This is a genomic window from Frigidibacter sp. MR17.24 (assembly GCF_037095655.1).
Lineage (GTDB): Bacteria > Pseudomonadota > Alphaproteobacteria > Rhodobacterales > Rhodobacteraceae > Frigidibacter.
This window is the reverse complement of record NZ_JBAWKE010000002.1, coordinates 715,506-733,299: the sequence shown is the minus strand read 5'-3', so window position 1 is coordinate 733,299 and position 17,794 is coordinate 715,506. Positions and strand designations below refer to the sequence as shown.

The window sequence follows — 17,794 nt, the reverse complement described above, 5'->3', positions numbered from 1 at the left end:
GCGTCAGTCGATCTGGCGCGCCTCGTCGATCAGCAGGATCGGGATCCCCTCGCGGATCGGGAAGGCCAGTTGCGCCGGGCGCGAGATCAGCTCCTGGCGCGCGGCGTCATAGCTCAGCGGCGCATGGGTCAGCGGGCAGACCAGCGCCTCGAGCATGCGGCGGTCGGCCTTGGGTCCATCGCTCATTGCAGCGTCTCCTCCCCCTCGCCGCCGCTGCGCAGCGCGAATTCGATCAGCGTCACCAGGGTCTCGCGCCGCTGGCCAAGGTCGGGCGCCTCCAGCAGCGCCTGCTTCTCCTCGGGCTCGAACGGCAGCAGCATCGACAGCGAGTTCAGCAAAAGCTCGTCCTCGGCATCCTTGAGCGATTCCCAGTCCGTCGCCAGCTGCTCGTTGTCGAAATAGCGCCGCAGCAGTCCCAGGAACCCGGCCCGGTCGAAGCCGGGATCGGCCTCGACCCGCCCGAGGTCGCGCCCGAACCCCTCCCAGTCGACCCGGGCGCGCAGGTAGGGGGTGAAGCCCTCGACCTCCGACACCAGCCGGAACCGCGACACGCCGGTCAGGGTGATCATGTAGCGGCCATCCTCGGTCTCGGACATGGCGGTGACGCGGCCGGCGCAGCCGATCGCGTTCAGCCGGCGCTGCAGCGGCGCCGCGCGGTCGGCCTCGACCCCGGGCGGCAGCGTGCGCGGCTGGACCATGCCGATCAGCCGGCCCGGCGTCTTCAGCGCGTCCTCCAGCATCTGCAGGTAGCGCGGTTCGAAGATGTGCAGGGGCAGCCGCGCCCGGGGCAGCAGCAACGCCCCCGGCAGGGGGAAGAGCGGCAGCTTGTCGGGAAGGTCTGCGGGCTTGATCATGCGCTTCGACCTAGCCCGCCCCCGCGGCGCGACAACCTCAGAGGAAGATCATCGAGCTGAGCTTTCGCCGGCCCTTGGCGGCCAGCGGGTCGCCGGGCTTGAGCGCGTCGAAGATGGTGAACAGCTGCGCCTTCGCGGCGCCCTCGTTCCAGTCGCGGTCGCGGCGGAACAGCTCCAGCAGCTGGTCGATCGCCTCCTCGACCCGGCCGCCGGCATGCAGCGCCTGCGCAAGGTCGAACCGCGCCTGCAGGTCGGCCGGATCGGCCTCGACCCGCGCGGTCAGCTCGGCCACCGGGCCCGCCTCCGCCGCCTGCCTCGCCAGCGCGAGCTGCGCGCGCGCGGCCTCGACCGGGGCGGCCGTGGCGATCTTGGCCGGCACGTCCGCCAGCATCGCCTCGGCCTGCTCGACCGCGCCAAGCGCGATCTGCGCGCGCACGAGCCCGCCGAAGGCCGCGGCATTCTCGGGCTCCTCGCCCAGGATCGCGGCGAAGGTCTCGGCCGCGTCCTCGGCCGCACCCTCGGCCAGCATGGTCTCGGCCGCCTCGAGCGCCTCGCCCAGGCCGCCATCCCCCGCGAGCGCCGCCAGCTTGTCGACGAATGCCTTGATCTCCGAGGCGGGCAGCGCCCCCTGGAAGCCATCGACCGGCTGGCCCTGCCAGAAGGCATAGACCGTCGGGATCGACTGGATGCGCATCTGCTGGGCGATCATCTGGTTTTGGTCGACATCGACCTTCACCATCACGACCTTGCCCTTGGCGGCCTTGACCTCGGCCTCGAGCGCGGGGCCGAGCGTCTTGCACGGGCCGCACCAGGTCGCCCAGAAATCGACGATCACCGGCACCTCGCGCGAGCGGTCCACGACCTCGGCCATGAAGTCGCGCTCGGTGACGTCCTTGATCAGGTCGGCGGCGGCGGGGCTGGGTTTCTGGCCGAGTTCGAGCATGGCGTCCTCGCAAGCGTTTCTGTTCGCCGCCCTATATGAGCGCCGCCGCGGCAGTTGCCAAGGTCTGTGGCGCCGCGCGGGCCGGAAGGGGGGGGCGTCAGGCCCGCCGCAGGCACCGGCCGCAGGCGGGCCATCCGGGTGCGCGGCGGGCGGGGACCGGATGGATGGGCGCCGCGCCCCGTCCGGTTCCGTCCCGCTGCCCCTGTCGCCAGTGGCAGGTCGGCAGTGGCAGGTCAGCGGTGGCAGGTCGGCGGTGGCAGGCTCGGCCGGTTTGGCGGCTAGCCGTCCTGCGGCGGCAGCAGGCGTGCGGTGACGTCCTCCCACTGCCCCAGCGACGAGACATAGGCGCCGGCCAGCCCCGCCGTCACCGCCGCGCGCCGCAGCTCCTCGGCCTTGGGATAGCTGGAATAGGGCGCGACCACGATCGAGAAGCTGCCGTTGCCCATCCGGAAGATGCTGAGCCGGCGCATCGCCCCCGCGCCGGTCCCGGTGCCCGTTCCCGTGCCCGTCTCCGGGCCCGTCGCCGCGGTCGCGCCGGCCAGCCGGTCGCGCATCCGGGCAAGCTCCTGCCGGGCGGTCTCCTCGCTGCGTGCGCTGGCGACCACCGCGCCGAAGGTGCCCGGGATGTCGGGGTCCTTGGCGCCGATCGTCGCGCGGATCGAGGCGAGGACCTCGAGGTTGCGGGTCGCCAGAAGGCTGCCCGCCGCCTCGGCCTCGGCCAGGGTCGCCTCGGCAAGGTCGTACTGGCCCGCCAGCATCTGGGTGTAGCCAAGGTTGTTGAGGGTCTTGATCCGGGCCTCGGGCGGGATCCGGTCGGCCTGCGCGCGCTGGGTCTGGAAGCTGGCCGCGGCCGCGTCCAGCGCGCCGGTCTGAAGCTGGGCATAGCCGAGCGCGTTCCACGCGGCGAGGCTGTCGAAGCCGGGCACCTGGTCCTGCCCGGCAAGGGCCGCGCGCAGCTGCTCGGCGGCCAGGTCGTAGTCGCCGGTGCGCAGGTAGAACCGCCCGAGGTCGTAGCGGGTGCAGGGCCCGGCATCGGGCGTCGCCAGCCGCGCCGCCGCCGCGCGCGCGGCCGCCAGCGCCGTCCCGTCGCCGCCCTCGGGGTAGTCGCGCAGCACCCTGCGCCCGGCGAGCGCGCCCGCCTCGGGCCCGGGGCCGGGCAGGCAGGGATCGGCGGTTTCGGCCCGCGCGGGCGGCGTCGGGGCGCCTGGGCCGACTGTCAGCGCGACGGCCAGCAGGATCATGGCGATCGCCCGCCGCAGCCGTTGCATCGCGACCCGCCGCGCGCTCATGCGCCGCCCTCCGCGCGCAGGCCGGGATTCGCGCTGATCACCTCTTCGACCTGCGAGCGCACGGCATCGGCGCGCTCCTGCTGCTGGCCAGCGATCATCCGGCCCTTGTCGCGGATCTCGGCCTCGCGCGCGGAAAGCTGCGCCTGCGTCTCGAGCAGCCGGTCGATGATCTTGTCGAGCGAGATGCTCAGCCGCTCGCGGTTCACGAGGTTGAGGTCCATGTCGGCGGTGTAGAGGTGGCGCCCGCCGCTGCTGCGGAACACGACAAGCTCCATCAGCTTGGGTTCGCGCTCGCCAAGGTCGATCTTCACCGCGATCTTCGGCTGCACCAGCGGGGCGTAGATCGCGCCGCCAAGGAACAGCGCCGCGATGCCCAGCGTCATCGTGATCGCGATCAGCCGCATCGCCGGCGGCAGATCCTTGAAATAGCGCGGCAGCGTGTAGCACAGCACGAGGAACAGCAGCGCCGCCAGCCCCGGGATCCCGTGGTTCAGCAGCGTGTCGCCAAGCGAGGCGACCTCGTTCGCGCCGACCGTCACCGTCTCGCCTGCCACGCGCCCCTCCGTCCGCTTGACCGCCCTGGCAGGAATCGTCGGCGAACAGGGTTAATGACGGGTTAAAGGCTCGAAGATCGGCGGGGCGCCGGGACGGCGGCGCCCGCCGGGGCCGCGGGGCGCGGCCGGTTCAGAGATCGAAGGTGGCGAAGACCGGCGCGTGGTCCGAAGGCTGCTCCCACCCGCGGGCATCGCGCAGCACGCGGCTGGAATGCGCGGCGGTGGCGATGTCGGGCGTGGCCCAGACATGGTCGAGCCGGCGGCCCTTGTCGGCGGCGTCCCAGTCCGGCGAGCGGTAGGACCACCAGGAATAGAGCTGCCCCGAGGGGATGTCGGCACGGGTCACGTCGACCCAGTTGCCGGCCTCCTGCGCCTGGGCCAGGTGCTCGACCTCGATCGGGGTGTGGCTGACGATCTTCAGCAGCTGCTTGTGGTTCCAGACGTCGTCCTCGCGCGGGGCGATGTTCAGGTCGCCCACCAGGATCGACTTGTGCGGCCGGTTCGCGCCGAACCAGTGCTTCATCTCGGTCAGGAAATCCAGCTTCTGGCCGAACTTGTCGTTCTGCTCGCGGTCGGGAATGTCGCCGCCGGCGGGGACGTAGAAGTTCTGGATCGTCACCCCGTTCTCAAGCGTCGCCGCGACGTGGCGGGCATGGCCGAGCCGGGCGAAGTCGCGGTCGCCCGCATCCTCGATCGGCAGCTTCGACAGGATCGCGACGCCGTTGTAGCCCTTCTGGCCGCGCGCCACGCAATGGGTGTAGCCCAGCGCGCGGAACCCCTCGAGCGGCATCTTGTCGACCGGCGACTTGCATTCCTGCAGGCACAGCACGTCCGGCGCCTCCTCGCGCAGCAGCTTGGCCACGAGCCCCGCGCGCAGCCGCACCGAGTTGATGTTCCAGGTGGCGAGGGTGAAGGCCATGCGCGTCTCCGATGGGTCTTGGATGGGTCGTGGATCGGTCTGGGGGCCCGGGGCGCCGGGGGTGGCCGGGCAGGGGGCGGGGCCGGACCTTAGCCGGGGGCCGCGGCGGCGTCCACCGGCGCCGGCACCGGGCCCGCGGCTCGGCGGGATGCCGCGCTGCGGCGGCCTCGCTGCGCCGCCGTCTGCCCGGATCGTGACTTGAGGACCGGCGCCCGACCGTGCCACAAACCCCGCAAATCGACTTGAAGGACCGAACCGACATGCGCGCCATCGCACCGCTCGCCACCGCCCTCGCCCTCACGATCGCCACGCTGGCCCCGGCCTCCGCCCGCCCGATGGCGGGCGGCGAGGCCCGCAAGATGCAGACCGCGGTCAACGTCTACCTCGGGGCCATCGACCGCGGCGAGGCCGACCGCGTCGTCGCCGCCCTGCCGCCGCGGATCAAGAACATCTTCGCGGGCTCGGCCGGGATCGAGGCCGGCCAGCTTGACCGCACGCTGACCGCGCAGACCGCGGCGCTGCTGAAATCGGCGAACTTCAGCGACTTCAACGCGAACTTCACCGGGGTCGAGGCCACGGATTCGGTGCTGTCGGACGGCACCACCGTGACCTGGGTGATCGTGCCCACCAGCTTCAAGGCGGCGACCGCCAAGGGCAAGACCCTGAACGAGCAGCCGCTGCTGGCGGTGAACGAGGGCGGCAGCTGGTACATGATGCGCGTCGAGGGCGCGCAGCAAAAGCAGCTGGTCTCGATCGCCTATCCCTTCCTGCAGAACGTGAGCTTCCCGCAAAGCCGCGTCTCGCCCGTCAACTGACGGCGGATCGATGAGCGGTCCCGCGATCGACGCCGCCCGGCTTCAGGCCGATCTCGACGCGCTGGCCGCGATCACCGATCCCGACCGGCCCTGGACCCGGCGCTCGTTCTCGCAGCGGTTCCTGGCCGGGCGCGACTGGCTGCGCGCGGCCTTCGAGGCCGAGGGGCTGGCCGTGCGCCTCGACGCCGCCGGCAACCTGATTGGTGCCCGGCCCGGCTCCGATCCCGCGGCGCCGATCCTGATGACCGGCTCGCACAGCGACACCGTGCCCGATGGCGGCCGCTTCGACGGCATCGCCGGCATCCTGTGCGGCCTCGCGGCGATCCGGGCGCTGAACGCGGCGGGCATCGCCACCCGCCACCCGCTCGAACTCGTCGATTTCCTCGCCGAAGAGCCAAGCGACTGGGGCATCTCCTGCGTGGGCTCGCGCGGGATGGCCGGGGCGCTGTCGCCGGCCGACCTCGCACGCAGCGGCCCGGGCGGCGAGACGCTGGGCGCCGCGATCGACCGCATCGGCGGCTGCGTGGCGCGGCTCGACACCGCGCGGCGGGGGTCCGAGGTCGCCGGGTTCCTCGAGCTGCACATCGAGCAGGGCCGGGTGCTGGAGCAGGCCGGCGCGGGGCTGGGCATCGTCTCGGCCATCGTCGCGATCCGGCGCTACGGCGTGCGCTTCGCCGGCACCGCGGGCCATGCCGGCACCACGCCGATGGCAGGGCGGGCCGACGCGGGCCTCGCGCTCGCGCGGCTGTCGCTCGGGGTGCGCGACCTCGGCGTCGAGTTCGCGGGCCTCGGGCGCGGGCATTTCGTGGCCACGATCGGCGTGAGCACGCTGCTGCCCGGCGGCGCCAACGTCGTGCCCGGCGCGGCCGAGGCGGTGCTCGACATCCGCGCCGAGGATCCCGCGCTGCTCGACCTGTTCGAGACGCGCCTGGCCACGCTCGTCGCCGCCTGCGCCGCGGCCGAGGGGTGCGAGGCGGCGCCGGTGGACGAGATCAGCCGCTCGGCCGGCCATGTCGGCGATGCCGCGCTGCGCGACTGCCTGTCGCGCGCCGCCGAATCCCGGCAGGAGCGCTGGCTGCCCATCGCCTCGGGCGCGGGCCACGACACGATGTTCGTCGGAAGGTTCGCCCCGGCGGCGATGCTGTTCGTGCCCTCGGTCGAGGGCCGCAGCCACTGCCCCGAGGAAGAGACCGCGCTGCCCGACCTCGTGCGGGGCGCGACCTGCCTGATGGAAGCGCTGCTGCTGCGCGACGCGCGGGCCTGAGCCGGGGGAGAAGGCACCGCGGGCATGGATCTGGCCGGGGGAAGGTGATGGCACCTCCTTCCCCACCGGTCCCGGCGCGCATCGGCCCGGGGCGGGGAAGGTGGTGAGCCCGACAGGGTTCGAACCTGTGACCCACTGATTAAAAGTCAGTTGCTCTACCAGCTGAGCTACGGGCCCATCACGGCGCGCTTCCTATGCGGGGCGCGGGCCGGGGTCAAGCGACTCGCATGACGGCTGCGGGGCCCGCGTCCGGCCATGCCGCGGCGCGGAAAGCGGGGGCGCGAAAACCGAAAGGGCCCGGTCTTGCGACCGGGCCCCTTTGGGACGAAATGGTGAGCCCGACAGGGTTCGAACCTGTGACCCACTGATTAAAAGTCAGTTGCTCTACCAGCTGAGCTACGGGCCCATCTCGTGGGGCGCTCTCTACGCAGAGCGGCACCGGGGGTCAAGCGCCTTCGCCGCGAAAAGTTCACGCCGCTGGAAAAAACTTCCCGGCACGCGTATATCGCGCGGCATGAAGGACTCGCGCTCCCATTCCGGCCTGCCGTTCATGAAGATGCACGGCGCGGGCAACGACTTCGTCGTCATCGACGCCCGCCGCACCGACCGCCCGGTGACGGCCGCGCTGGCGCGCGCGCTCGCGGACCGCAACCGCGGCGTGGGCTTCGACCAGCTCGCCGTGATCCACCCGACCGAGGATGCCGATTTCCGGCTGCAGTTCCTGAATTCCGACGGCTCCGAGGCCGGCGCCTGCGGCAACGCCACCCGCTGCGTCAGCGATTTCATCCTGCGCGAGAGCGGGGCCGAGGCGACGACGCTGCGCACCTCGCGCGGGTTGCTGCACGCGCGGCGGCGCAGCGACGGGTTGGTCAGCGTCAACATGGGCGCGCCGATGACCGAGCCCGCGCAGATCCCGCTCGTGCCGGTCAACGACGTGCTGCACCTGCCTCTCGAGGGCGACCCGGTCGCCATCGGCATGGGCAACCCGCACTGCATCTTCTTCGTGCCCGATGCCGAGTCCGTGGACGTGGCCCGCGACGGCGCCGCGATCGAGCATCACCCCCTGTTCCCCGAGGCGACCAATGTCGAGTTCGCCAGCGTCATCGGCCCCGACCGCCTGCGGATGCGGGTGTGGGAGCGCGGGGCGGGCATCACGCTGGCCTGCGGCTCGGGCACCTGTGCGACGGCGGTGGCGGCGCATCTGCGCGGCCTGACCGGGCGCAGGGTGACGGTCGAGGTCGATGGCGGCACGCTGGAGATCGACTGGCGCGACGACGGGGTCTGGATGACCGGCCCCACCGCCCATGTCTTCGACGGCGTCCTGACGCCCGATTTCCTGGACCGGGTGGGCTGAGCATGGACGCGAAACCGCCCGTCTTCGCGACCCTTGGCTGTCGCCTGAACGCCTACGAGACCGAGGCCATGCGCGAGCTGTCGGCCGCCGCCGGCCTGCCGGGCGCGGTGGTGGTCAACACCTGCGCCGTCACCGCCGAGGCGGTGCGCAAGGCCAAGCAGGAGATCCGCAGGCTCGCGCGCGAGAATCCCGGCGCGCCGGTGATCGTGACCGGCTGCGCCGCGCAGACCGAGCCCGAGACCTTCGCCGCCATGCCCGAGGTCACGCGCATCATCGGCAACCACGAGAAGATGCTGGCCGACACCTGGTCCGATCTCGGCCGCGAGTTCCGCAGCCCCGGCAGTGACCTGATCGGCGAGACCGAGAAGATCCGCGTCGACGACATCATGTCGGTGAAGGAGACGGCGGGCCACCTGATCGACGGATTCGGCCGCCACCGCGCCTATGTGCAGGTGCAGAACGGCTGCGACCACCGCTGCACCTTCTGCATCATCCCCTTCGGCCGCGGCAATTCCCGCTCGGTCCCGGCCGGGGTCGTCGTGGAACAGATCAAGCGGCTGGTGGGCAAGGGCTTCAACGAGGTCGTGCTGACCGGCGTCGATCTCACCAGCTGGGGCGCCGACCTGCCGGCGACGCCGCGGCTGGGCGATCTGGTGATGCGGATCCTCAAGCTGGTGCCCGACCTGCCGCGGCTGCGGATCTCCTCGATCGATTCGATCGAGGCCGATCCGAACCTGATGCAGGCGATCGCGACCGAGCCGCGTCTGATGCCGCACCTGCACCTGAGCCTGCAGGCCGGCGACGACATGATCCTCAAGCGGATGAAGCGGCGCCACCTGCGCGACGACGCCATCGCCTTCTGCGAAGAGGCGCGCCGGCTGCGCCCCGACATGATCTTCGGCGCCGACATCATCGCGGGCTTCCCGACGGAAACCGAGGCGATGTTCGACAACTCGCTGAAGCTGGTGACCGACTGCGGCCTGACCTTCCTGCACGTCTTTCCCTACAGCCCCCGCAAGGGCACGCCCGCGGCGCGGATGCCGCAGGTGAAGGGCCCGGCGATCAAGGACCGCGCGGCACGGCTGCGCGCGGCGGGCGAGTCCGCGCTGCAGCGCCACCTCGGCCGGCAGGTCGGCCGCCGCCACCGCGTTCTGACCGAGGGGCCGCGGCTGGGGCGGACCGAGCAGTTCACGGAAGTGCGCTTCGACACCGACCAGCCCGAGGGCACGATCCTCGACCTCGTGATCCGCGGCGTGGCCGACGGCCGCCTGACGGTCTGACACCGGGCTGGACAGTCCCGCCGCGCAGGGCCACGGTCGGCACGAGCCAACCGACGGGGGATCCCAATGCGTCTCTACCACTCGCCGCTGTCGCCCTTCGTGCGCAAGATCATGGTCGCGCTGATCGAGACCGACATGATCGGCAAGGTCGAACTTGTCACCGGCTCGGGCACGCCGATCGATCCCGGCACCGCGCCGATCGAGGCCAACCCCCTGGGCAAGGTCCCCGCGCTCGAGATCGCGCCGGGGCGGGTGCTGTACGACAGCCGGCTGATCACCCGCTGGATCGATGCCGAAAGCGGCGGCAGTCTCTATCCGTCGGGCGATGCGCTCTGGGATGCGCTGATCGTCGAATCCACGGTCGAGGGCGCGCTCGATGCCGCGCTGCTGATGTCCTACGAACGCCGCCTGCGCCCCGAGGAGCTGCGATTCGCCCCCTGGGTCGAGGGACAGTGGACCAAGGTCGCGCGCGCGCTCGACACGATCGAGACGCGCTGGCTGGGCGGGATGCCGCCGGACCGGGCGACGATGCCGGCGATCGCGCTGGGCTGCGCGCTGGGCTATCTCGATTTCCGCTTCGACGAGCGGGGCTGGCGCGACGGCCGTCCGGCGCTGACCGCCTGGTACGAGACCTTCGCCACCCGCCCCTCGATGCTCGAGACGCTGCCCAAGCAGTGAGCGGTCAGAAGCTGTAGGTGATGCCGATGTTCACCGCGTTGGTGGTGAACTCGGTCTGCAGGCTGTCGCCGTCCTTCAGGTCGATGTCGTGCTTCGACCAGCTGGCCTTCCACTCGCCGAACACCCGCCAGCGCGCGCTGACGCCCAGGGTGGTGCCGGCCACGACCTGCACCACCGGGCCGGTGATCTGGTACTCGAACGTGTCGCGCCCGCCCGCGGGCGTGACCTCGACATGCGGCATCGCCAGCCCGACCCCGGCGCCGACATAGGGCCACCAGCGCCGCCCGGGCTCCTGCCAGCGGCGGAAGGCGTTCACGGTGGCGAAGTTCAGCCCGTCGGTGAATTCCAGCGTGTCATAGCCGGCCTCGGCCCGGTTGCGGGCATAGGCCTTGGCGTGGTTGACCTCGACCGCGAAGCCCCAGGCCTCGTCCGCCCACCAGGTCGCGCGCGCGCCCCAGTAGGGCGGGGCCGACAGCGACCTGCCCGCCCAGTCGGGGTCGCTCGATCCCAGCGATCCGGCATCCAGCCGGGTGCCGTCGACGGATTGCAGTCCGCTGTAGAACGACAGGCTGATCTCGGCTTGCCCGACGCCCGGCGCCAGCAGGGCGCCGAGGGCAAGCGCCGCGGTGGTCGCGCGCATCTGCTCATCCTCTGGCCGTCATCGCGCCTTGGCGGCGCCGTTCCCGCCATGGTGCCGCCCCGCCTGCCGTCGCGGCAAGTACCCCGTGTCCGCCGCGCCGCAGTGCGTTGCCGATCAACAACAGCGCCCGCCGCGCCCGCCGCCGGGCCGGCCCCGGGCGCCGCGCCAGCCGCTCGCAGCCCAGCCCCAGCCCGGCACCGGCAAAGACCTGCCAGATGTCGTGCCGCCCGGCTTCGATGCGCGAGGCGCCGACGAAGGTCGCGGCGAAGACCACCACCCCCTGCGCCACCGGGTTGCGCGCCACGCAGTCGCGCAGCAGCGCGCTCGCCCCCAGCACCGCCGTCGCGGTATGGGCCGAGGGGAAGCCGTTGCGCCCGCCGTCCGGCCGGCGGTTGAGCGCCGCGCCGCCAAGGCCGCGCTTGGCGGCATGGGCGGAGGTGAACATCGCCGCGTAGCGCAGCGCGAATTCGCCCGCGGCGGCGGGGCTTGCCTGGCAGGCCAGCGCCGCCAGCGGCAGCGCCACCTGCAGCCGGTCGCCGATCCGATCCGCGCGCCAGCCGCCGAAGCTCACCGCCAGCACCAGAATCACCGTCACCGCCTGCGCACAGCCGAGGATCCGCAGCGCCGTCGCGATCATCCCTGCCTCCGATCCGTCCAATCCGTTGATTTAACGCGATATCACGAAACGATCACGGTTCTGCGACACCCGCGTGAGCGGCCGCTCCGGCGCCACCGCGCCCGCGCCGGGGCGTGACATCGTCGCGACGTTTTCCCGCAGGGGCGGCCGCGCACCGATTGCGCGCTGGACGCATATTGATTTCGCGAATAAAAACGGCCCCGGATGGAGGGCCACGGGAGCACGCGGGGGAGGATCACAGCCCGCGACCGCTCGCCTTCCGGCTAGGGAAGGAGATTAGACGTGTCCCACGCAGACGATCACGTCGGCACCCGCCGTGACTTTCTCTACTATGCCACGGCCGGCACCGGGGCGGTCGCCACCGGCGCCGCGGTCTGGACGCTGGTGAACCAGATGAACCCCTCGGCCGACGTGCAGGCGCTGGCCTCGATCTACGTCGACGTGAGCGGGGTCGAGACCGGCACCCAGCTGACGGTGAAGTGGCGCGGCAAGCCCGTGTTCATCCGCCGCCGCTCGCCCGAGGACATCGAAAGCGCGCGCGCCGTGCCGATGGGCGATCTGGTCGACACCAATGCCCGCAACGCCAACATCGCCGCCGACGCGCAGGCGACGGACGAGAACCGGACGCTGGACGAAGCCGGCGAATGGCTGGTGATGATGGGCGTGTGCACGCATCTGGGCTGCGTGCCGATCGGCGACGGGGCAGGGGATTTCGACGGCTGGTTCTGCCCCTGCCACGGCTCGCACTACGACGCCGCCGGCCGGATCCGGCGCGGACCCGCACCGCAGAACCTGCCGGTGCCGACCGCGTCCTTCTCGGACGACACGACGATTCTGCTGGGCTGAGGAGGACAGCATGGCCGGCATCCCGCACGATCACTACGAACCGAAGACCGCCCCCGAGACCTGGCTGCACAAGCGGCTGCCGATCGTGGCGCTGGTCTACGACACGCTGATGATCCCGACGCCCAAGAACCTCAACTGGATGTGGATCTGGGGCATCGTCCTGACCTTCTGCCTGGTGCTGCAGATCGCGACCGGGATCGTCCTGGTCATGCACTACACGCCGCATGTCAGCCTCGCCTTTTCGTCGGTCGAGCACATCATGCGCGACGTGAACGGCGGCTACATGCTGCGCTACCTGCACGCCAACGGCGCGTCGCTGTTCTTCTTCGCCGTCTACATCCACATCTTCCGCGGCCTCTACTACGGGTCCTACAAGGCCCCGCGCGAGGTGACCTGGATCGTCGGCATGCTGATCTACCTCGCGATGATGGGCACGGCCTTCATGGGCTACGTGCTGCCCTGGGGGCAGATGTCGTTCTGGGGCGCGACGGTGATCACCGGCCTCTTCGGCGCGATCCCGGGCATCGGCCCGTCGATCCAGACCTGGCTGCTGGGCGGCCCGGCCGTCGACAACGCCACGCTCAACCGCTTCTTCTCGCTGCACTACCTGCTGCCCTTCGTGATCGCGGCGCTGGTCGCGGTGCACATCTGGGCCTTCCACTCGACGGGCAACAACAACCCGACCGGGGTCGAGGTCCGCCGCGGCTCCAAGGCCGAGGCGGCGAAGGACACCGTGCCGTTCTGGCCCTACTTCGTGATCAAGGACCTGTTCGCCCTGGCGGTGATCATGGCGATCTTCTTCGCCGTCGTGGGCTTCATGCCGAACTACCTCGGCCACCCCGACAACTACATCGAGGCCAACCCGCTCTCGACCCCCGCCCACATCGTGCCCGAATGGTACTTCCTGCCGTTCTACGCGATCCTGCGCGCCTTCACCGGCGACGTCTGGGTGGTGATGCTGGTCAACTGGATCACCTTCGGCATCGTCGACGCCAAGTTCTTCGGCGTGCTGGCGATGTTCGGCGCGATCGCGGTGATGGCGCTGACGCCCTGGCTCGACACCTCGCGGGTCCGCTCGGGCCGCTACCGGCCGATGTTCAGGTGGTGGTTCGCGCTTCTGGTGCTCGACTTCATCGTGCTGATGTGGGTCGGCAGCCAGACGCCCACCGACCTGACCGCCTGGATCTCGCTGATCGCTTCGGCCTACTGGTTCGCCTACTTCCTGGTGATCCTGCCGCTTCTGGGCCTGATCGAGAAGCCGCTGCCGGTGCCCGCGACGATCGAAGAGGATTTCGACGCGCATTACGCGCCCACGACCGGCGGCACCAAGACCGTTCTGGCCGAGTGAGGGACAAGATCATGAGCATTCGCACCCTCACCCTGACCCTCGCCGCGGCATCGGGCCTGGCGCTTGCGCTGCCCGCCGCCGCGCAGGAGCATGGCGGCGGCCATATCGAGGACTGGTCGTTCTCGTTCGAAGGGCCCTTCGGCAAGTTCGACGAGTTCCAGCTGCAGCGCGGCCTGCAGGTCTACACCGAGGTCTGCGCGGCCTGCCACGGCATGAAGTTCGTGCCGATCCGGTCGCTGGCGGACGAGGGCGGCCCGCACCTGCCCGAGGACCAGGTCCGCGCCTATGCCACGCAGTTCACCGTGACCGACGCCGAGACCGGCGAGGACCGCGAGGGCAAACCCTCGGACCACTTCCCGCACTCGTCGCTGCCCAATGCCCCGGACCTGTCGCTGATGGCCAAGGCCCGCGCGGCCTTCCACGGGCCCTACGGCACCGGGATCAGCCAGCTGATGCGCGGCATCGGCGGGCCCGAGTACATCCACGCGATCCTCACCGGCTATACCGGCGAGACAATGGAGCAGGCCGGCACCACCTTCTACGAGAACCACGCCTTCTCGACCGGCTGGATCGCGATGCCGCCGCCGCTGTCGGACGGGCAGGTGGAATTCGCCGACGGCGCGCCCAACGACGTCAGCCACATGGCCGAGGACGTGTCGGCCTTCCTGATGTGGGCGGCCGAGCCGAAGCTGATGGCGCGCAAGCAGGTGGGCTTCGTCGCCGTGCTGTTCCTCGGGCTGCTGGCGGTGCTGCTGTACCTGACCAACAAGCGGATCTGGGCCCCGATCAAGCACAAGCGGGAAGCCTGACGAAACAGGGGCGGGGGGGGGGGGGGGGGGAGGGGGGGGGGGGGGGGGGGAGGGGGGGGGGGGGGGGGGGCCCCCCCCCCCCCCCCCCGCCCCCCCTGCGCCGGGCGCCGACCCCGGGCGTCAGGACGGGCGGCGGCGGCGATAGAGCCAGTGGCCGGCCCAGGCGAGCAGCCCCAGCACCACCACGATATCAAGCCCGCGCATCGCCTGGTGCAGGCCGGGCGAGCTGTCCCAGGCCTCGCCCAGCCGCCGGCCGATCCAGGCCAGCGCCAGGCACCACGGGAACGAGCCGAGGAAGGTGTAGACCTGGAAGCGCCAGACCGGCATCCGGCCGATGCCCGCCGGCAGCGACACGAAGGTGCGCACCACCGGCAAAAGCCGCGCGACGAAGACGGTGATCGTGCCCCAGCGCGCGAAATGCGCCTCGCTGCGGGCAAGCGAACGCTCGGTCAGGCCCAGCCACCGTCCCCAGCGCAGCACCATCCCGCGCCCGCCCCGCGCGCCGACGCCATACGCCAGCGTCGAGCCGAGGTTGCAGCCGACCGCGCCCGCCAGCGCCACCAGCCACAGGTTCATCTCGCCCTGCGCCACCAGCGATCCGGCGAAGGGCATGATCACCTCGGAGGGCAGCGGGATGCAGGCGCTTTCCAGCGCCATCAGCCCGGCGATACCGAGGTATCCGGTGGCCGAGATCAGGCCGGTGAGGACGGCCGCGAACTGCAGGGTGATGAGGGTCAGCACGGGCGCGCGCCTTCTGGACGGGGAGATCCCCGCAAGGATAGCGCGCCCGCGCGCCGCGGCGAGGCCGCTCAGTCGCGCGCGCCGGCGGCGCGGAAGGCCAGGAAGGCGGCCAGCGCCGCCGCCGGCAGCGCTGCACCGATGGCCGAGGCCAGCGGCCAGCCGCCCACGGCCCAGGCCCAGCCCCCCACCGCCGAGCCCGCGGCGCCGCCGGCGAAGAAGCCCGCCATGAACAGCCCGTTCAGCCGGCCCCGCATCTCGGCCCCCAGCGCGAAGAGCGCGCGCTGGCTGACCACCAGGTTCAGCGCCACCCCGAAGTCGAGCGCGATGCCCGCCAGCACCAGCACCGCGATCCAGGCGCCGCTCGGCCCCTCGGCGGCGAAGCCCGCGACGAAGCAGCCGATGCCCAGCAGGCAGGCCGCGATCACCGCCGCGGTGCCATGCCCGCGATCGGCCAGCCGCCCGCCAATCGGCGCCGCCACCGCCCCCGCCGCGCCCGCCAGCGCAAAGAGCGCGATCCCCGACTGGCTCAGACCGAAATCCTGCGCCAGATGCAGCGGCACCACCGTCCAGAACAGCGAGAAGGCGGCGAAGAGCAGCGCGTGGCACAGCGTCCGGCGCTGCAGCACCGGCTCGCCCAGCGCGAGCCGCCGCATCGAGGCAAGCAGGCCCGCATAGCCCATCCCCGCCGGCGGCACCCGTGCCGGCATCCGCGCCCGGATCACCGCGGCCAGCGCCACCAGCGCCACCGCCGAGACCCAGAACACCGCGCGCCAGCCGAAGGCGTCGGCCAGAAAGCTCGACACCGGCCGCGCGAGCATGATCCCGGTCATCAGCCCGCTGAGGACCGAGCCCACGACCTGCCCGCGCATCTCCTCGGGGGCGAGCGCCGCGGCATAGGGTACGATCACCTGCACCGAGACCGAGCCGAGCCCGATCAGCAGCGCCGCGGTCAGGAACGACGCGGCCGACCCCGCCAGCGCCGCGCCCACCAGCGCCACGGTGCCCAGCGCGAGGATCGACAGGATCAGCCGCCGGTTCTCGACCAGGTCCGCGACCGGCACCAGGAACAGCAGCCCCAGCCCGTAGCCCAGCTGGCACATCGTCACGATCAGCCCCGCCAGCGCCGGCGAGATCGCGAATTCCGCCGCGATCGGCGCCACCAGCGGCTGCGCGTAATAGAGATTTGCCGCGATCATCCCGCAGGCGGTCGCCAGCAGCAGCACGAGCCCGCGCGTCAGGACCGGCGGCGTCGACGGGGCGCGGGGCCCGGGGCAGGCAGAGGTGGCATCGGTCATGGCATCAGTCATGGCATCGGTCCGGGCGAGGGAAGGGCCCGCGCGCGGACCGGGAGGGGAAGGCCGCCACCCTATCGCCGGATGGTGCGGGGTCAATTGGTGCGGATGCACAGGGCCCCTGCATCGCCCCCGATCCGGCCATACCCCTTGAGCGCCGCGCCCCCGGGCGCTAGGGACGGGGCCGACCGATCCTCGGAGAGCGTGATGAGCTTCAATACCTTCGGCCAGGCCTTCCGCATGACCACCTGGGGCGAAAGCCACGGGCCGGCGCTGGGCGCCACCGTCGACGGCTGCCCGCCCGGCATCGCGCTGGATCCGGGCGCGCTGCAGCACTGGCTCGACCGCCGCAAGCCGGGCCAGAACCGCTTCACCACCCAGCGCCAGGAACCCGACGCGGTGAAGATCCTGTCGGGCGTGTTCGAGGGCGTGACCACCGGCACCCCGATCCAGCTGATGATCGAGAACACCGACCAGCGCTCCAAGGACTATGGCGAAATCGCCACCTCGTTCCGCCCCGGCCATGCCGACATCACCTATCACCAGAAATACGGCCTGCGCGACTATCGCGGCGGCGGCCGGTCCTCGGCGCGCGAGACCGCGGCGCGGGTCGCGGCGGGCGGCGTCGCACGCGCGACGCTCGACGCGCTGGCGCCCGGGATCACTATCACCGGCTACATGGTGCAGGTCGGCCCCCACCGCATCGACCGCGCCCGCTTCGATGCGACCCAGATCGAGCAGAACCCCTTCTGGTGCCCCGACGCGCAGGCGGCCGAGGACTGGGCCGGCTATCTCGACGGGCTGCGCAAGGCCCACGATTCGGTCGGCGCGGTGATCGAGGTCGTGGCCTCGGGCGTGCCCGCCGGCCTCGGCGCGCCGATCTACGGCAAGCTCGACGGCGACCTCGCCGCGGCGATGATGTCGATCAACGCGGTCAAGGCCGTCGAGATCGGCGAGGGGATGGCGGCGGCCGAACTCACCGGCTCGGCCAATGCCGACGAGATCCGCATGGGCAACGACGGCGCGCCGCTCTACCTGTCGAACCATGCCGGCGGCATCCTCGGCGGCATCTCGACGGGGCAGGACGTGGTCTGCCGCTTCGCGGTCAAGCCGACCTCGTCGATCCTGACGCCCCGGCGCACGATCGACACCGAGGGGCACGAGAAAGAGCTGATCACCAAGGGCCGCCACGACCCCTGCGTCGGCATCCGCGCCGTGCCGGTGGGCGAGGCGATGATGGCGCTGGTGCTGGCCGACCACCTGCTGCGCGACCGCCAGCAGACCGGCGGCGCCCGCGGCCGGATCGGCGGGTCGACCGGCCGCTGACCCCCCGCCAGACGGGTGGCCGCCGCCGTGGCGGCCATCCCGGCCCCGGGGCGAACCCGCGCCGCCTGTCGCCGGGACCGCCCGCACCGCCGGCCCCGCCCGGTAGAGACCGGCAGCCCGATGCAACGGCCGCGCGAAACCTGGAGCCGGGTCCCTTGCCCTTCCGCCCGGCCGGGGGCAGGATCGCCGCGCCCGGCCACCGGCC

19 protein-coding genes and 2 tRNA genes are annotated in these 17,794 nt (G+C 71.8%); 9 read left to right on the top strand and 12 right to left on the bottom strand.

Annotated features, from left to right (window positions below; translation table 11 throughout):
• Nucleotides 1–3: 3 nt before the first annotated feature.
• The 6 genes from V8J39_RS10890 to V8J39_RS10865 form a co-directional block, all read right to left on the bottom strand.
• Nucleotides 4–186, bottom strand: a complete 183-nt coding sequence (locus V8J39_RS10890) for a Trm112 family protein (RefSeq protein ID WP_336460903.1) — start codon at nucleotides 184–186, stop codon at nucleotides 4–6.
• The gene (locus V8J39_RS10885; protein WP_336460902.1) at nucleotides 183–854 is read right to left on the bottom strand and encodes an LON peptidase substrate-binding domain-containing protein; all 672 of its coding nucleotides are present in this window, start codon (nucleotides 852–854) and stop codon (nucleotides 183–185) included. The genes V8J39_RS10890 and V8J39_RS10885 overlap by 4 nt, the downstream gene beginning before the upstream one ends.
• A gap of 37 nt (nucleotides 855–891) precedes the next feature.
• On the bottom strand, nucleotides 892–1,797 hold the full coding sequence (gene trxA, locus V8J39_RS10880) for a thioredoxin (RefSeq protein ID WP_336460901.1): 906 nt from the start codon (nucleotides 1,795–1,797) through the stop codon (nucleotides 892–894).
• 278 nt (nucleotides 1,798–2,075) lie between these two features.
• Nucleotides 2,076–3,086, bottom strand: coding sequence for a tetratricopeptide repeat protein (locus V8J39_RS10875; protein WP_336460900.1), 1,011 nt, complete (start codon nucleotides 3,084–3,086; stop codon nucleotides 2,076–2,078).
• On the bottom strand, nucleotides 3,083–3,640 hold the full coding sequence (locus V8J39_RS10870; protein WP_336460899.1) for a hypothetical protein: 558 nt from the start codon (nucleotides 3,638–3,640) through the stop codon (nucleotides 3,083–3,085). Before V8J39_RS10870 ends, V8J39_RS10875 begins: the two co-directional genes overlap by 4 nt.
• 130 nt (nucleotides 3,641–3,770) lie before the next feature.
• Entirely contained in the window at nucleotides 3,771–4,559 is a 789-nt protein-coding gene (locus V8J39_RS10865; RefSeq protein ID WP_336460898.1) for an exodeoxyribonuclease III, read from the bottom strand.
• Nucleotides 4,560–4,819: 260 nt separating this feature from the next.
• On the opposite strand from V8J39_RS10865, the gene V8J39_RS10860 reads away from it, so the two are divergent.
• Complete coding sequence (locus tag V8J39_RS10860) at nucleotides 4,820–5,374, top strand: hypothetical protein (protein WP_336460897.1); 555 nt, start codon at nucleotides 4,820–4,822, stop codon at nucleotides 5,372–5,374.
• 10 nt (nucleotides 5,375–5,384) lie between these two features.
• On the top strand, nucleotides 5,385–6,638 hold the full coding sequence (locus tag V8J39_RS10855; RefSeq protein WP_336460896.1) for a hydantoinase/carbamoylase family amidase: 1,254 nt from the start codon (nucleotides 5,385–5,387) through the stop codon (nucleotides 6,636–6,638).
• Between the two features lie 101 nt (nucleotides 6,639–6,739).
• Here the strand turns inward: V8J39_RS10855 and V8J39_RS10850 are convergent.
• Together V8J39_RS10850 and V8J39_RS10845 are read right to left on the bottom strand one after the other, a co-directional pair.
• Nucleotides 6,740–6,815: transfer RNA gene (locus V8J39_RS10850), tRNA-Lys, on the bottom strand.
• Between the two features lie 153 nt (nucleotides 6,816–6,968).
• A tRNA-Lys gene (locus V8J39_RS10845) sits at nucleotides 6,969–7,044 on the bottom strand.
• A gap of 108 nt (nucleotides 7,045–7,152) precedes the next feature.
• On the opposite strand from V8J39_RS10845, the gene dapF reads away from it, so the two are divergent.
• From dapF to V8J39_RS10830, 3 genes are all read left to right on the top strand, one after another.
• Nucleotides 7,153–7,992: a diaminopimelate epimerase gene (dapF, locus tag V8J39_RS10840; RefSeq protein WP_336460895.1), complete on the top strand. Its 840-nt coding sequence runs from the start codon at nucleotides 7,153–7,155 to the stop codon at nucleotides 7,990–7,992.
• 2 nt (nucleotides 7,993–7,994) lie between these two features.
• Nucleotides 7,995–9,272, top strand: a complete 1,278-nt coding sequence (gene mtaB / locus V8J39_RS10835; protein WP_336460894.1) for a tRNA (N(6)-L-threonylcarbamoyladenosine(37)-C(2))-methylthiotransferase MtaB — start codon at nucleotides 7,995–7,997, stop codon at nucleotides 9,270–9,272.
• 66 nt (nucleotides 9,273–9,338) lie between these two features.
• A complete protein-coding gene (locus V8J39_RS10830; protein ID WP_336460893.1) occupies nucleotides 9,339–9,950 on the top strand; it encodes a glutathione S-transferase family protein in 612 nt (203 codons plus the stop codon).
• A 4-nt stretch (nucleotides 9,951–9,954) separates the two neighbouring features.
• Here V8J39_RS10830 and V8J39_RS10825 read toward each other — a convergent pair whose 3' ends face one another.
• Both V8J39_RS10825 and V8J39_RS10820 read right to left on the bottom strand, forming a co-directional pair.
• On the bottom strand, nucleotides 9,955–10,590 hold the full coding sequence (locus V8J39_RS10825; RefSeq protein ID WP_336460892.1) for a lipid A oxidase: 636 nt from the start codon (nucleotides 10,588–10,590) through the stop codon (nucleotides 9,955–9,957).
• Between the two features lie 4 nt (nucleotides 10,591–10,594).
• Nucleotides 10,595–11,227, bottom strand: coding sequence for a phosphatase PAP2 family protein (locus V8J39_RS10820; protein ID WP_336460891.1), 633 nt, complete (start codon nucleotides 11,225–11,227; stop codon nucleotides 10,595–10,597).
• 282 nt (nucleotides 11,228–11,509) lie between these two features.
• On the opposite strand from V8J39_RS10820, the gene petA reads away from it, so the two are divergent.
• The 3 genes from petA to V8J39_RS10805 are packed head-to-tail and all read left to right on the top strand — an operon-like array spanning nucleotide 11,510 to nucleotide 14,230.
• Nucleotides 11,510–12,073, top strand: coding sequence for a ubiquinol-cytochrome c reductase iron-sulfur subunit (petA, locus tag V8J39_RS10815; protein WP_336460890.1), 564 nt, complete (start codon nucleotides 11,510–11,512; stop codon nucleotides 12,071–12,073).
• Nucleotides 12,074–12,083: 10 nt separating this feature from the next.
• The gene (petB, locus tag V8J39_RS10810) at nucleotides 12,084–13,421 is read left to right on the top strand and encodes a cytochrome b (RefSeq protein WP_336460889.1); all 1,338 of its coding nucleotides are present in this window, start codon (nucleotides 12,084–12,086) and stop codon (nucleotides 13,419–13,421) included.
• An 11-nt stretch (nucleotides 13,422–13,432) separates the two neighbouring features.
• Nucleotides 13,433–14,230, top strand: coding sequence for a cytochrome c1 (locus V8J39_RS10805; protein ID WP_336460888.1), 798 nt, complete (start codon nucleotides 13,433–13,435; stop codon nucleotides 14,228–14,230).
• 120 nt (nucleotides 14,231–14,350) lie between these two features.
• On the opposite strand, the gene V8J39_RS10800 is transcribed toward V8J39_RS10805, so the two are convergent.
• Together V8J39_RS10800 and V8J39_RS10795 are read right to left on the bottom strand one after the other, a co-directional pair.
• Nucleotides 14,351–14,971, bottom strand: coding sequence for a DedA family protein (locus tag V8J39_RS10800; RefSeq protein ID WP_336460887.1), 621 nt, complete (start codon nucleotides 14,969–14,971; stop codon nucleotides 14,351–14,353).
• A 68-nt stretch (nucleotides 14,972–15,039) separates the two neighbouring features.
• Nucleotides 15,040–16,278, bottom strand: coding sequence for an MFS transporter (locus tag V8J39_RS10795; RefSeq protein ID WP_336460886.1), 1,239 nt, complete (start codon nucleotides 16,276–16,278; stop codon nucleotides 15,040–15,042).
• A gap of 192 nt (nucleotides 16,279–16,470) precedes the next feature.
• Here V8J39_RS10795 and aroC point away from each other — a divergent pair, with 192 nt between their 5' ends.
• On the top strand, nucleotides 16,471–17,589 hold the full coding sequence (aroC, locus tag V8J39_RS10790) for a chorismate synthase (protein ID WP_336460885.1): 1,119 nt from the start codon (nucleotides 16,471–16,473) through the stop codon (nucleotides 17,587–17,589).
• Nucleotides 17,590–17,794: the final 205 nt, after the last annotated feature.

Coding starts and splice junctions, on each gene's coding strand:
- petB (WP_336460889.1), top strand. CDS start 12,084: ATGGCCGGCATCCCGCACGATCACTACGAACCGAAGACCGCCCCCGAG.
- V8J39_RS10795 (WP_336460886.1), bottom strand. CDS start 16,278: ATGACTGATGCCATGACCGATGCCACCTCTGCCTGCCCCGGGCCCCGC.
- V8J39_RS10820 (WP_336460891.1), bottom strand. CDS start 11,227: ATGATCGCGACGGCGCTGCGGATCCTCGGCTGTGCGCAGGCGGTGACG.
- V8J39_RS10865 (WP_336460898.1), bottom strand. CDS start 4,559: ATGGCCTTCACCCTCGCCACCTGGAACATCAACTCGGTGCGGCTGCGC.
- V8J39_RS10875 (WP_336460900.1), bottom strand. CDS start 3,086: ATGAGCGCGCGGCGGGTCGCGATGCAACGGCTGCGGCGGGCGATCGCC.
- V8J39_RS10890 (WP_336460903.1), bottom strand. CDS start 186: ATGAGCGATGGACCCAAGGCCGACCGCCGCATGCTCGAGGCGCTGGTC.
- V8J39_RS10830 (WP_336460893.1), top strand. CDS start 9,339: ATGCGTCTCTACCACTCGCCGCTGTCGCCCTTCGTGCGCAAGATCATG.
- dapF (WP_336460895.1), top strand. CDS start 7,153: ATGAAGGACTCGCGCTCCCATTCCGGCCTGCCGTTCATGAAGATGCAC.
- V8J39_RS10885 (WP_336460902.1), bottom strand. CDS start 854: ATGATCAAGCCCGCAGACCTTCCCGACAAGCTGCCGCTCTTCCCCCTG.
- mtaB (WP_336460894.1), top strand. CDS start 7,995: ATGGACGCGAAACCGCCCGTCTTCGCGACCCTTGGCTGTCGCCTGAAC.
- V8J39_RS10855 (WP_336460896.1), top strand. CDS start 5,385: ATGAGCGGTCCCGCGATCGACGCCGCCCGGCTTCAGGCCGATCTCGAC.
- aroC (WP_336460885.1), top strand. CDS start 16,471: ATGAGCTTCAATACCTTCGGCCAGGCCTTCCGCATGACCACCTGGGGC.
- V8J39_RS10825 (WP_336460892.1), bottom strand. CDS start 10,590: ATGCGCGCGACCACCGCGGCGCTTGCCCTCGGCGCCCTGCTGGCGCCG.
- V8J39_RS10860 (WP_336460897.1), top strand. CDS start 4,820: ATGCGCGCCATCGCACCGCTCGCCACCGCCCTCGCCCTCACGATCGCC.
- trxA (WP_336460901.1), bottom strand. CDS start 1,797: ATGCTCGAACTCGGCCAGAAACCCAGCCCCGCCGCCGCCGACCTGATC.
- V8J39_RS10805 (WP_336460888.1), top strand. CDS start 13,433: ATGAGCATTCGCACCCTCACCCTGACCCTCGCCGCGGCATCGGGCCTG.